The 12,724-nt window shown below is 72.4% G+C and carries 11 protein-coding genes; 1 reads left to right on the top strand and 10 read right to left on the bottom strand.

Going from position 1 to position 12,724, the window contains the following annotated elements:
* Positions 1 to 356: 356 nt before the first annotated feature.
* From LCH29_RS06585 to LCH29_RS06555, 7 genes are all read right to left on the bottom strand, one after another.
* Positions 357 to 1,208: an amidohydrolase family protein gene (locus LCH29_RS06585; protein WP_446460732.1), complete on the bottom strand. Its 852-nt coding sequence runs from the start codon at positions 1,206 to 1,208 to the stop codon at positions 357 to 359.
* A gap of 9 nt (positions 1,209 to 1,217) precedes the next feature.
* Positions 1,218 to 2,213 (bottom strand): aldo/keto reductase, encoded by a 996-nt coding sequence (locus LCH29_RS06580; protein WP_446460731.1) that lies wholly within the window; start codon positions 2,211 to 2,213, stop codon positions 1,218 to 1,220.
* Between the two features lie 48 nt (positions 2,214 to 2,261).
* Positions 2,262 to 3,302, bottom strand: a complete 1,041-nt coding sequence (locus LCH29_RS06575) for an ABC transporter permease (RefSeq protein WP_446460730.1) — start codon at positions 3,300 to 3,302, stop codon at positions 2,262 to 2,264.
* A complete protein-coding gene (locus LCH29_RS06570) occupies positions 3,299 to 4,924 on the bottom strand; it encodes a sugar ABC transporter ATP-binding protein (protein ID WP_446460729.1) in 1,626 nt (541 codons plus the stop codon). The genes LCH29_RS06575 and LCH29_RS06570 overlap by 4 nt, the downstream gene beginning before the upstream one ends.
* Before the next feature lie 2 nt (positions 4,925 to 4,926).
* Complete coding sequence (locus LCH29_RS06565; RefSeq protein ID WP_446460728.1) at positions 4,927 to 5,961, bottom strand: sugar ABC transporter substrate-binding protein; 1,035 nt, start codon at positions 5,959 to 5,961, stop codon at positions 4,927 to 4,929.
* A gap of 123 nt (positions 5,962 to 6,084) precedes the next feature.
* Positions 6,085 to 6,861, bottom strand: coding sequence for an SDR family NAD(P)-dependent oxidoreductase (locus LCH29_RS06560; protein ID WP_446460727.1), 777 nt, complete (start codon positions 6,859 to 6,861; stop codon positions 6,085 to 6,087).
* Positions 6,858 to 8,240, bottom strand: a complete 1,383-nt coding sequence (locus LCH29_RS06555; RefSeq protein ID WP_446460787.1) for an enolase C-terminal domain-like protein — start codon at positions 8,238 to 8,240, stop codon at positions 6,858 to 6,860. The genes LCH29_RS06560 and LCH29_RS06555 overlap by 4 nt, the downstream gene beginning before the upstream one ends.
* Before the next feature lie 257 nt (positions 8,241 to 8,497).
* On the opposite strand from LCH29_RS06555, the gene LCH29_RS06550 reads away from it, so the two are divergent.
* The gene (locus LCH29_RS06550) at positions 8,498 to 9,610 is read left to right on the top strand and encodes a PAC2 family protein (RefSeq protein ID WP_446460726.1); all 1,113 of its coding nucleotides are present in this window, start codon (positions 8,498 to 8,500) and stop codon (positions 9,608 to 9,610) included.
* Positions 9,611 to 9,906: 296 nt separating this feature from the next.
* Here the strand turns inward: LCH29_RS06550 and mshC are convergent, their stop codons facing one another.
* The 3 genes from mshC to LCH29_RS06535 form a co-directional block, all read right to left on the bottom strand.
* Entirely contained in the window at positions 9,907 to 11,136 is a 1,230-nt protein-coding gene (gene mshC, locus LCH29_RS06545; RefSeq protein ID WP_446460725.1) for a cysteine--1-D-myo-inosityl 2-amino-2-deoxy-alpha-D-glucopyranoside ligase, read from the bottom strand.
* Positions 11,137 to 11,254: 118 nt separating this feature from the next.
* A complete protein-coding gene (locus LCH29_RS06540) occupies positions 11,255 to 12,133 on the bottom strand; it encodes an SCO1664 family protein (protein ID WP_446460724.1) in 879 nt (292 codons plus the stop codon).
* Positions 12,097 to 12,687, bottom strand: a complete 591-nt coding sequence (locus tag LCH29_RS06535) for a DUF3090 domain-containing protein (RefSeq protein WP_055553352.1) — start codon at positions 12,685 to 12,687, stop codon at positions 12,097 to 12,099. The genes LCH29_RS06540 and LCH29_RS06535 overlap by 37 nt, the downstream gene beginning before the upstream one ends.
* Positions 12,688 to 12,724: the final 37 nt, after the last annotated feature.

The raw sequence follows: 12,724 nt of genomic DNA, 5'->3' as shown, positions 1-12,724 counted from the left end.
GCGGAGCCGCGTTTGGGCCCCAGCCCGTGGGGCTGCGGGGGCGGAGGACAGCCGCGGAAGGGTGCGGGGCCCGGGAGCCCAGCGCAAGGCAGCTCAAATCGGCGGGCTCGCCCAGGCCGAACGCCGCGCTGGGGACCGACCTGAGGGCCCCGGGACCGAGAGCAGCCGCGGCCGGGGCTCCCCCCGCGCAGGTCGCCCCGGGTCGGCAGGCTCCGGGTCAGGCTGGGCCGGGCTCTGCCGGGCTGGAGGGGGCCTTCAACGGGGGCACAGCCGCGTAGCGGGGCCGGGACGCGCTGGGGACCAGGCCGAGGGCGCGGGCGGCGGAGGGGGCGGGCGCCGTGTGCGGGGCGCTTGCGTTAGGTTCCCAGGGCGTATGCGCGGGCCGCGTTGGTGCCGAAGATCGACATGCGTTCGTCGGTGGTCAGTCCGGCCGTCGCACGGTCCGCCAGGGTCACGACGTCCGCGTACGTCGCGGCCAGTTCGCACACCGGCCAGTCCGAGCCGAACAGCACCCGCTCCGGGCCGAACGCCTCCAGTACGTGACGGGCGTACGGAAGCACCTGTTCCGGCTTCCAGGTCTCCCAGTCGGCCTCGGTGACCAGCCCCGAGAGCTTGCAGTCGACGTTCGGCAGGGCGGCCAGTTGCGTCAGGAGGCCGGTCCACGGGGCGCGCTCGCCGCTCGCGATCGGCGGCTTGGCCGCGTGGTCGAGGACGAAGCGCACCCCCGGCAGCTCCCGCACCGCGGTAATCGCGGCGGGCAGCTCGCGCGGGGTGACCAGCAGGTCGTAGACGAGGCCCGCGTCGGCCGTGTCGGCGAGGCCGCGCCGTACGTCGGCGCGGCCCAGCCAGTCGGGGTCCGGCTCGTCCTGCACCTGGTGCCGCAGGCCCACCAGCCGGTCGCCGCCGGGGCCCGCGGCCAGGGCGGCGAGCACCGCGGGCAGGTCGGGGTCGGTGAGGTCGGCCCAGCCGACGACGCCCGCGATGCGGTCCGAGGCGCCCGCCAGGGCGAGGAGTTCGCGGGTCTCGTCGTACGAGGAGCTGGACTGGACGACGACGGTGGCGCCGATCCCGTGGGCGTCCAGGTGCGGCAGCAGGTCCGCGGTGGTGACGGTGCGGGCGATGGGGTCGGCCCAGGGGCCGTCCATCCACGGCTGCGGCCGGCGGGACAGGTCCCACAGGTGGTGGTGGGCGTCGATTCGGCGGGACACGGACTCTCCTCAGACCGGCAGCGGGATGTCGTCGTCGAGCAGGCCGCGCTCGACCAGCGCGTGCCACAGCTCGTCGGGGATGTCGTAGCCGAACATCTCGGCGTTGTCCCGCACTTCGTCCGGCCCGGCGGCGCCGATGACCGCCGTGGCCACGGCCGGGTGGCCGAACGGGAAGCGCAGGGCGGCGGCCCGCAGCGGCACCCCGAACTCGGCGCAGACGGCGGCGAGCCGCCGGGCCCGCTCGGCGATCTCGGGGGGTGCCTCCTCGTAGTTGTAGCGGGCGCCGGGGCGGGGATCGGCGAGCAGCCCGGAGTTGTAGACGCCGCCGACCACCACGGAGGTGCCGCGCCGCTCGCACACCGGCAGCAGGTCGTCGTAGGCGGTGCGCTCCAGCAGGGTCCAGCGCCCGGCGCACAGGACGACGTCGACATCGAGGTCGGCGACGAAGCGGGCGAGGACGTCGCTGTAGTTCATGCCGAAGCCGATGGCCCGGACGAGCTTCTGGTCGCGCAGTTCGGCGAGCGCCGGGAAGGCCGTCTCGTACACCTCACGGATGTGGTTTTCCGGATCGTGGACGTAGACGATGTCGAGGGCCTCGACCCCGAGGCGTTCCAGGGAGGATTCCAGGGAGGCGCGGATGCCGTCCCGGGTGAAGTCCCACTCGCGGACGCGGTCGGGGGTGTCCGCGAACCCGTCCGGCTGGGCGGGCTCGCCGGGCGCCCGGTCCCGCAGCCGCCGCCCCACCTTGGTGGAGAGCGTGTACGAGCCGCGGTCGCGCCCGGCGAGCGCGCGGCCCAGCCGTTCCTCGGACAGCCCGACGCCGTAGTGCGGGGCGGTGTCGAGGTAGGTGCAGCCGAGGTCCAGGGCGGTGTGGACGGTCGCCAGGGCGCGTTCCTCGGGCACCGCGGCGTACAGATTGGCCAGCGGGGCGCAGCCGAGCCCGAGGGGTGGTACGTGGACGCCCGAGCGCCCCAATTCACGCGCCCCCTGTGGTACCTGCGCCATGGTTCCTCGCCTCTGTTCCTCTGTTCCTGAGTTCCTGTGTTCCCGGTGTCAGTCCTGCTTCTCGCCGCTCGCGTAGCGGGAGATGATCAGCGCGACGATGATGATGGAGCCGTTGATGAACTGGTTCCACAGTGGCGGAACGCCGCCGAGGGTCATCACATTGACGACCAATTGCAGCGTAAGCACACCCGTGAGGGCTCCGAAGAGCGTGCCGCGGCCGCCCTTGAGGCTGATGCCGCCGATGACCGCGGCGGCGAACACCTGGAAGATCCAGCCGTTGCCCTGGGTCGCGGCGACCGAGCCGTAGTGGCCGGTGTAGAGGATTCCGGCGAAGGCGGCCAGTAAGCCGCCCGCGCCGAGCACGATCCAGGTGATGCGGTCGACGCGGATACCGGCGGCGCGTGCCGCCTCGGGATTGCCGCCGATCGCGTACAGGGCGCGGCCGTGCCGCAGATAGCCGAGCGCGAGGCCGCCGAGCGCGTACAGGCCGAGGCACAGCCACACGGCGGCGGGCGCGCCCAGCCAGTCGGCCTTGCCGAGGTAGCGGAACGACTCGGGGACGTTGACGATGGACTGGCCCTCGGCGATGCCGACCTGGAGTCCGCGCAGCATGGTGAGCATGCCCAGGGTCGCGATGAAGCCGTTGACGCGCAGCTTGAGCATCAGGAAGCCGTTGGCCGCGCCGATCAGGGCGCCGACCGCCAGGCACAGCGGGATGGCGGTCCATACGGGCAGCAGCCCGAGCCCTTCGAAGCGCGCCCCGTGCGAGGGCAGCACCAGCCAGAGGGCGATCACGGGCGCCACGGCGATGGTGGACTCCAGGGAGAGGTCCATCCGGCCGCTGATCAGGATCAGCGCCTCGCCCAGCACCAGCAGCCCCAGCTCGGTGGACTGCTGGACGACGCCGATCAGGTTGTCCTCGGTGAGGAAGGCGGGCGAGACGATGAAGCCGATCACGCCCAGGACGAAGATCACCGGGACCAGGGACAGATCGCGCCAGCGGGCGATGTCGATCCGCGGACGGCTCCGGGCCCCCGCCGGCCCGTCCGCCACCGCCCCGGCGGGCTGCTGCCGTGCGGTACCGATCATGTCTGTGGTCCTCCCGTGCGGTCTGCGGTTCCCCCGGCCGTGCCGTCCGTGCTGGGTGTACTGGTCGTGCCCGTCGTGCCCGGTTCCGTGATGCCTTCCATCGCGGCGACCAGCTGGCGGTCGCTCCAGCCGCTGCCGAACTCGGCGACGACCCGCCCGTGGAAGAAGGCCAGGACCCGGTCGCAGACCCGGAGGTCGTCCAGCTCGTCGGAGACGATCAGCGCGCCGCTCCCGGCCGCCGCGACGTCCCGTACGACGCCGAGCAGGGCGTCCTTGGACTTCACGTCCACCCCGGCGGTCGGCCGGATCGCGACCAGCACGCTCGGTTCGCGCGCCAGCGCCCGGGCGATGACGACCTTCTGCTGATTGCCGCCGGACAGGCCCGAGACGGGCTGCGACGGTCCCGCGGTCTTGATGTCGAGCGAGGTGATCATGCGCTGGGCGAACGCGCGGGTCCGGGAGGGCAGCACCGTGCCGTACGGCCCGAGCTGGTCGGTGACGGTCAGCGTGGCGTTCTCGGCGACGCTGCGGCCCAGGACGAGACCCTGGTCGTGGCGGTCCTCCGGGACGTAGCCGATGCCCGCGTCGATGGCGTGCGGCACGCTGCCGGGGCGTACCGGCCTGCCCCGTACGGAGACCCGGCCGCCGCCCGGCTTGCGCAGGCCGACCAGGGTCTCGCCGATCGCCGTGTTGCCGCTGGCGGTCGCCCCGGCCAGGCCCAGCACCTCGCCCGGCCGCACCACCAGGTCCAGCGGCGCGAACTCGTCCTCCAGGGTGAGCCCTTCGGTGCGCAGCACCGGCTCGCCGCCCGGGTCGGCCTCGTGCACGGTGACGGGGGCGCGGACGGCGGCCCGGGAGTCGCCCTCGGGGGCGCCCTCGCCGTCGCCCGTCATCGCCGCGACGAGATCCTCCTTGGGCAGGTCGGCGACCGGGGCGGTCAGCACGTGCCGGGCGTCGCGGAAGACGGTGACGGTGTCGCAGAGGTCGTAGACCTCCTGGAGGTGGTGCGAGATGAACAGGAAGGCGACGCCCTGCCTGCGCAGTTCGAGCAGCTTGGTGAAGAGCCGGTCGATGCCGCCCGCGTCGAGCTGGGCGGTGGGCTCGTCGAGGATGATCAGCCGGGCGCCGAAGGACAGCGCGCGGGCGATCTCCACGAACTGCCGCTGTTCGACGCCGAGGTCCTTGGCCCGGGTCTGGGGGTCCACGTCCACCCCGTACTCCCCCAGCAGCGCCCGGGCGTCCTCGCGCAGCGCCCGCCACCGGATGCGCCCGGTGCCCTGGAAGCGGCCGAGGTAGAGGTTCTCGGCGACCGTCAGGTGCGGGACCACCATCGACTTCTGGTAGACGCACGCGACCCGGCGCTGCCAGGCCGCGGTGTCGCCGTAGCCGGGGGCGGGTTCGCCGGAGAAGGTCACCTCGCCCTCGTCCGGGCGCTCCATGCCGGTGAGGACGGACACCAGCGTGGACTTGCCCGCCCCGTTGCGCCCGACGAGGGCGTGCGCCTCCCCGGGGCGCACGGACAGGTGGGCGTGGTCCAGGGCGACGGTCGGTCCGAAGCGTTTGACGATGCCCTCCGCCCGGACCACGGGGGGCTGTGCTGCCTCTTCCGCTGCCTTGGCCATGGCTACTTCTTTTCGAGCTGGTTGGCCCACAGCTTCGGGTCGTCGACGTTCTCCTTGGTGACCAGCGGGGCCGGAAGCTGGTCCTCCAGACCGTTCTCGATCTTGACGATCTCCGAGCCGTGGTCGGTCGGTCCGGGCTTGAACTTCTCGCCGTTCAGCGCCGCCTTGGCGTAGTTCAGGGCCCACTTGGCGTAGAGGTCGGCGGGCTGGGAAAGGGTGGCGTCGATCTTCCCGGCGCGGATCGCGTCCAGCTCCTCCGGTATGCCGTCGTTGGAGATGATCGTGATGTGGCCCGCCGAGCCCGCGGGCTTGAGCAGCTTCTTCTGCTCCAGCAGCGCCAGGGTGGACTGGAGGAAGGCGCCACCGGCCTGCATGTAGATGCCGTCGAGCTTGCGGTGCTGGGCCAGCAGGCTCTGGAGCTTCGCGGAGGCGACGTCGCCCTTCCAGTCGGTGGGCAGCTCGTGCACCTTGATGCCGGGGTACTTCTTCTTCATGCACGAGGCGAACGCCTGCGACCGGTCGCGGCCGTTGATGGAGCTGAGGTCGCCCTGGAGTTCGGCGATCCGGCCCTTGCCGCCCAGCTGCTTGCCGAGATATTCGCACGCCTTGGTGCCGTACGCCCGGTTGTCGGCGCGCACCACCATGTAGATCTTGCCGGAGTCGGGCCGGGTGTCCACGCTGACGACGGGGATCTTCTTCTCCTCCAGCTGCTCCAGGGTGGAGGAGACGGCCCCGGTGTCCTGGGGGGCCATGACGATCGCCTTGGCGCCCTGGTCGGTGAACGCCTGCACGTTGGAGACGAGCTTGGAGATGTCGTTCTGCGAGTTGGACAGCGGGAGCGCGGAGACCGTGCCCTTGTCGATGCCCTTCTCCAGATACTGCTGGTAGGAGTTCCAGAAGTCGGTGTCGGTGCGCGGCATGTCGATGCCCACCTTGCCGCCGCCGGAGCCGTTGCTCTCACGGTTGCAGCCGGCCAGCCCGGCGACGGCGAGCAGCACGGCGCAGGCCGCGGCTCCGGTGGTGCGGAGTCTCGTCATCGAGTCCCGTCCTAGGTCGAATGGTGCGACGTGCGTGGTGCGGGGTGCGATGGTGCGGGGCGCGCGGTATGTCGATATGGGGTGCGGGTGAGCGTGACGGTGTGTGGCGGTACGCGGCCGTGCTCAGGTCGCGGGGCGCAGGCGCAGCCCCTGCATCCCGCCGTCCACGGCCAGCGCGGTGCCGGTGACGGCCGCGGCGGCGGGACTCGCCAGATACGCGACGGCCGCGGCGACCTCCTCGGCGGACACCAGCCGCCCGGTCGGCTGCCGGGCCTCCAGGGCGGCGCGCTCGGCCGCCGGGTCGGCGGCCTGGCCGAGCAGCCGCCCCACCCACGGGGTGTCGACGGTGCCGGGGTTGACGCAGTTGACCCGGATGCCCTCGCGTACGTGGTCGGCGGCCATGGCGAGGGTCAGCGACAGCACCGCGCCCTTGCTCGCGCTGTACGCGGCGCGCTGCGGCAGTCCGGCGGTGGCGGCGATCGAGCAGGTGTGGGTGATGGAGACGGCGCCGGGCCGGTCGGCAGCGGCGGCGCGCAGATGCGGCAGCGCGGCCCGCGCGGTGCGCACCAGGCCCAGCACGTTGACGTCCAGCAGCCGGTGCCATTCGTCGTCGGAGTTGTCCTCGACGGTGCCGATCGCGCCGATGCCCGCATTGCCGACGACGGTGTGCAGGGCGCCGAATTCGGCCACCACGGCCTCCACCGCGGTCCGTACGCCGTCGTCGGAGGTGACGTCGGTCTTGACCGGCAGGGTCCCGGGCGGGGCGCCCGTCGGGTCCCGGTCGAGCACGGCGACGCGTGCGCCCCGGTCGCGCAGCGTGGCGGCGATGGCGGCGCCGATGCCCGAGGCGCCGCCGGTGACGAGCGCGGCCAGCCCTTCGAAGTCGCCGGTGGGGCTCAAGAGGTCTCCTCCTGTCGTGCGGACTGCGGTACTGCGTTCTGTGGTGCGGCGTTGTGCGGTTTCCGGGTTTGCCATTCGGGCCCGTCCGGATAGCGGTAGGCGGCGATCGACTCGGGAAGCATCTGGGCGGAGAAGCCCGGGGCGGCCGGTGCGCGGTACCGGCCCGCCTCGACGACGGCCGGTTCGGCGAAGTGTTCGTGGAGGTGGTCGACGTACTCGATGACCCGGTCGTCCCAGCTGCCCGAGACGGCCACGAAGTCGAACATGGCCAGGTGCTGCACCAGTTCGCACAGGCCCACGCCGCCCGCGTGCGGGCACACCGGCACCCCGTGCTTGGCTGCGAGCAGCAGGATCGCCAGGTTCTCGTTGACCCCGGCGACGCGCGCGGCGTCGATCTGCACGAAGTCGACGGCTTCGGCCTGAAGCATCTGTTTGAAGACGACGCGGTTGGCGACGTGTTCACCGGTGGCGACCTTGACCGGCTGTCCGGCGCGGATGGCGGCGTGGCCGAGGACGTCGTCCGGGCTGGTCGGCTCCTCGATCCAGTGCGGGTCGTACGGCGCCAGGGCGCGCATCCAGCGCAGCGCCTCCGCGACGTCCCAGCGCTGGTTGGCGTCGACGGCTATCCGGACGTCCGGGCCGACCGCCTCGCGGGCCAGCCGCATCCGTCTGAGGTCCTCGTCGAGGTCGCCGCCGACCTTGAGCTTGATCTGATCGAAGCCCTCGGCGACCGCCTCCTGCGCCAGCTTGATCATTTTCTCGTCGGAGTAGCCGAGCCAGCCCGCCGAGGTGGTGTAGGCGGGGTAGCCGCGCTCGCGCAGCAGCGCGGCGCGCTCGGCGCGGCCGGGCTCGGCGGCGCGCAGGATGGCCAGGGCCTCGTCGCGGGTGAGGGCGTCGCTGAGGTAGCGGTAGTCGACGAGGTCGGCCAGCTCCTCGGGCGACATGTCGGCCAGGAACTGCCACAGCGGCTTTCCGGCCCGCCGGGCGGCGAGGTCCCAGGCGGCGTTCACCACCGCACCGGCCGCCATATGCATGACGCCCTTCTCCGGGCCGAGCCAGCGCAGCTGGGAATCGTGGGTGAGGTCGCGGTACAGCTCGGCCAGTCCGGTCGCGGTGAGCGGGACGGGACGGCCCACGACCTGCGGGCGCAGGGAGCGGATGGCGGCGGCGGTCACATCATTGCCGCGGCCGATGGTGAAGACGAAGCCGTGCCCTTCGGACCCGCCGATGTCGTCGGGGGTGTGATCGGCGTCCGTACGGAGCACCACATAGGCAGCGGAGTAGTCGGGGTCCGGATTCATCGCGTCCGAGCCGTCGAGCTGCTCCGAGGTGGGAAACCGGATGTCATGGACCTCGAGCTCGGTGACGGTCGGGCGCAAACTCAATGGGGGCTCCCTGAACGATCGCGCGATAGAACATCGGACCTTTATCGATGATCCGATGTATAGCGCTGACATGGAGGTCTCGTCCAGAGGTGTGCCGCAACTTTCGGGAAACAGATCGGATGAATGGGGATGGGTTTCCCTACGGGGGCTGCGGCGGGGGCCCCTTGAAGCCGTAGGCTTGGGGCGCACGCAAAAGAACTGTCGCCGGAGGCGGTACCAACCCGTCCGCCCCGGTCGGAAGGAGGCGCTGGGTGATCGAGCTTGAGGGGGTTCCCGAGCTGATCGACCCGGTCATGATCTGTGCCTTCGAGGGCTGGAACGACGCCGGAGACGCCGCCTCCACCGCGGTCGGGCACCTGGACCGGGAGTGGAAGGGCGAGGTCTTCGCCTCCCTCGACGCCGAGGACTACTACGACTTCCAGGTGAACCGGCCCACCGTCGCGCTGGACAACGGGGTCCGCAAGATCACCTGGCCGACCACCCGGCTCTCCGTAGTCCGTGCGGAGGGCGGCGAGAAGACCCGCGACCTGGTGCTGGTGCGCGGGATCGAGCCGAGCATGCGGTGGCGGTCGTTCTGCAACGAGATCCTCGGCTACGCCCATGAGTTGGGCGTCGAGATGGTCGTCGTCCTCGGGGCGCTGCTCGGCGACACCCCGCACACCCGGCCGGTGCCGGTCAGCGGTGTCACCTCCGACCCGGACCTGGCCCGCAGCCTCGACCTCGAGGAGACCCGCTACGAGGGGCCGACGGGCATCGTCGGCATCCTCCAGGAGGCCTGCACCCACGCCGGGGTCCCCGCGGTGAGCCTCTGGGCGGCCGTCCCGCACTACGTCTCCCAGCCGCCGAACCCGAAGGCGACCCTGGCCCTGCTGAACCGCCTCGAGGACCTGATCGGCGTCCGCATCCCGCTCGGCGAGCTGACCGAGGACGCGCGCGCGTGGCAGCTGGGCGTGGACCAACTCGCCTCGGAGGACAGCGAGGTCGCCGAGTACGTCCAGTCGTTGGAGGAGGCCCGGGACACGGCGGAGCTGCCGGAGGCGTCGGGCGAGGCGATCGCGCGGGAATTCGAGCGCTATCTGCGGCGGCGGGACGGCTCGCCGGGGGCGCCGGGCGCGCCGGGCAGCCATGCGACGGAGACGGGGACCGGGGGGATCGCCGACGCGCCGTATCTGCGAGATCCCGGAAGTGGGCACGCGCGGCCGCGGAAGCCGTCCGCGAAGGATGACGAGGGCGGCGGCGAGGGCTCGGGCTCCGGTTCCGGCTCCGGGAGCGGTGAGTCCGGCGGGACCGGCGAGCAGACCGGGAGCGGCGGCGCGAGCGGTGCGAGCAGCGACGCGGAAGATCGCCCGGACGACCAGGGCTGAGCCCTGACCCACAGCGCCGGACGGACCGACGTGCTTCGGTCCGTCCGGCGCTGTGCGGAGCGGGCGGTGCCCCCTGGGGTTTCGCTGCCGGGTGCGGCCCGGTGGCCGGGTTGTGCCTACCCGTTCCTCCCCCAGCTACCTCTGGGAGGTGCCCCCTCCGCGGAACGATTGCCCACAACGTGTCCGACATCCGGGCGGAGTCCAGGGGCGCGGCCCCGGGCGGGGGCCAGGGGCACAGCCCCGGCGGGGGCCGGGGCCGAGCCCCGGTTTCGGGGAGGGACGGGTGGGGGGACTACCTACAGAGCTACGCCCAGGAGGGCGTCTACCGCTCGCGAGACCAGGCCCGGGGCGCCCTCGTCCTCGCCGCCGGTCGCGGACTGGGCGGCGGCCCAGCGGTCGACGGCTGCGAGGGCCGCCGGGGAGTCGAGGTCGTTCGCCAGCGCCTCGCGCATCTCCTCCACCAGCGCGTCCGCCGACGGGCCGTCCGGCCGCGAGACGGCGGCGCGCCAGCGGGCGAGCCGGGCCTCCGCGTCCCGCAGGACGCCGTCGGTCCACTCCCAGTCGGAGCGGTAGTGGTGGGCGAGCAGGGCGAGCCGGATGGCGGCCGGGTCGACGCCGTCGCGCCGCAGCGCGGAGACGAAGACCAGGTTGCCCTTGGACTTGGACATCTTCTCGCCGTCCAGCGCGACCATCCCGGCGTGCACGTACGACTGCGCGAACGGCCGCTCGCCGGTGAGGACCTGGGCGTGCGAGGCGCCCATCTCGTGGTGCGGGAAGGCGAGATCGGAGCCGCCGCCCTGGACGTCGAAGCCCATGCCGAGGTGGTCGAGGGCGATGGCCACGCACTCGATGTGCCACCCGGGGCGGCCGGGGCCGAGTGAGCCGCCGTCCCAACTCGGTTCGCCCTCACGGGCGGCCACCCACAGCATCGGGTCCAGCGGGTTCTTCTTGCCCGGGCGCTCCGGGTCGCCGCCGCGCTCGGCGGACAGCAGCCGCATGGCCTCGGCGTCGAGGCGGCTGACCGAGCCGAAGGCGGGGTCCGACTCCACGGAGAAGTAGATGTCGCCCTCGACCTCGTACGCCGCGCCCGCGTCCCGCAGCCGCTCCACGAGCGGCACGATCCCCGGTATCGACTCCACGGCACCGATGAAATGCCGCGGGGGCAGCATCCGCAGGGCCGTCATGTCCTCGCGGAAGAGGGCGGTCTCGCGCTCGGCGAGGGCCGTCCAGTCGTCGCCGTTCGCCACGGCCCGCTCCAGGAGCGGATCGTCGATGTCGGTGACGTTCTGCACGTAGTGGACCTGGCGCTTGGTGTCGAGCCACACGCGCTGAACGAGGTCGAACGCGTTGTAGGTCGCCGCGTGACCCATGTGGGTCGCGTCGTACGGCGTGATGCCGCAGACGTAGATGCGGGCGACGGGGCCGGGGGTGAGGGTGATCGGTCCCCCGGTCGCGGTGTCGTGAATCCTCAGGTCGCGGCCACTGCCAGGCAGGGCGGGAACCTCGGAAGCGGGCCAGGCATACATGCAATGAGCGTAACCGGATGCCAGTTCCGGATACGAACCGGATAGCCCCTGCCGCGCGTTTGTTGGCCGGATGGACGCTCTTGCGGATCCGCCCGTGACCTGCTTCGTCCCCGTCGGCTCAGACCGGCGGCCACGGAATGGCGGGCCACTGGCCGCTGGGCGCGGGGTGCACGCCGGTCCGCACCAGCGCCGCCACTCGGTCCCGCAGCGCCTCGATCTCGGCGCCGGTGATCAGCTTCGCCAGCCGGGCGCAGAGCGGGCCGTCGTCGGCGAGCTGCTCCGCCAGTCGGCGCAGCACCTCCAGCACGTCGTCCGGCAGTGGCTCCCCGGCCCATCCCCACAGCAGGGTGCGCAGCTTGTCCTCGGCGTTGAAGGTCACACCGTGATCAATCGCATAGAGCCGGCCCCCTGCGGCGGGCAGCAGATGGCCGCCCTTGCGGTCGCCGTTGTTGATCACCGCGTCGAGTACGGCCAGCCGCCGCAGCCGTACGTCGTCGGCGTGCACCAGCAGCGCGGTGCGGCCCTCCCCCACCTCCGCGAAGCCGACCGCCTTCCAGCCCGGGCCCGGCTCGTCGCCCTCGACGAGGGCGAGCAGCTCGGCCCCGTCGGAGTCGTCGGCCCCGTCGGAGTCGTCGCCCGCGGCCTCACCGTCGCCGGTGGCCACCTCGACCCAGAGCTGGCACATGCCCTGCCCGTACGGCCCGTCGCGCAGCACGGTGGGCGGGACCAGGCCCCACCCGGTGGCCTCGGAGATCTCGTACGCCGCGACCTCGCGCTGGGCGAGGGTGCCGTCGGGGAAGTCCCACAGCGGCCGCTCCCCGGCCACCGGCTTGTAGACGCACGGGGCGCTGTGGCCCTCGTACTCGACCGTGCAGTAGAGCACCGCGTTGGACGCCTCCCGGACCTGGCCGCGCACCGTCAGCTCGCCCAGGGCCAGCAGCTCGGACGGCTCCGGGGGCGTCAGGCTTCGCGGCGGTATCCGTTCTGGCGCGGACATACGTGTCCTTCCGGGTCGAGCGGCAGGCTGCACAGCGGGCAGGGCGGCCTACCGGCGTTGACGACGTCCAGCGCCCGCTTGGCGAAGGCCCGCGCCTGGGTGCCGGTGAGCCGGACGCGCAGCATGGGCGGCCCGTTCACGTCGTCCTGGAGGAGCCGTTCCTCGGCTTCGGCGAGGTCTTCCTCGGACTCGGCTTCCAGCTCGACGAGCGCCTGCGCCTCCACGATCATGCGCTGTTCCTCGCCGTCCCAGGCGAGGGCCATGGTGCCGACGCGGAATTCCTCTTCCACGGGGGCGTCGAGGGGCGCGGTGTCGCTGAGTTCGGAGGGGGCGACGGCCGGTACCGGGGCGTTGCCGCCGGTGCGGCGCACCACCTCGTCGAGCAGCTCGTCTATCCGCTCGGCGAGCGCCGCGACCTGGGTCTTCTCCAGTGCCACGCTGGTGGTCCGGCCACCCGCGGACGCCTGGAGGAAGAAGGTACGGCGGCCCGGCAGCCCGACCGTACCGGCGACGAATCGGTCCGGCGGGTCATAGAGGAACACCTGACGGGACAACGTCCTGCTCCATTTGCGTCGACTGGTCGGCTGGTTG

The organism is Streptomyces sp. BRA346 (assembly GCF_052851135.1).
This window is presented reverse-complemented; position numbering and strand designations above follow the sequence as displayed.

Coding starts and splice junctions, on each gene's coding strand:
- LCH29_RS06580 (WP_446460731.1), bottom strand. CDS start 2,213: ATGGCGCAGGTACCACAGGGGGCGCGTGAATTGGGGCGCTCGGGCGTC.
- LCH29_RS06575 (WP_446460730.1), bottom strand. CDS start 3,302: ATGATCGGTACCGCACGGCAGCAGCCCGCCGGGGCGGTGGCGGACGGG.
- LCH29_RS06570 (WP_446460729.1), bottom strand. CDS start 4,924: ATGGCCAAGGCAGCGGAAGAGGCAGCACAGCCCCCCGTGGTCCGGGCG.
- LCH29_RS06565 (WP_446460728.1), bottom strand. CDS start 5,961: ATGACGAGACTCCGCACCACCGGAGCCGCGGCCTGCGCCGTGCTGCTC.
- mshC (WP_446460725.1), bottom strand. CDS start 11,136: ATGTATGCCTGGCCCGCTTCCGAGGTTCCCGCCCTGCCTGGCAGTGGC.
- LCH29_RS06540 (WP_446460724.1), bottom strand. CDS start 12,133: ATGTCCGCGCCAGAACGGATACCGCCGCGAAGCCTGACGCCCCCGGAG.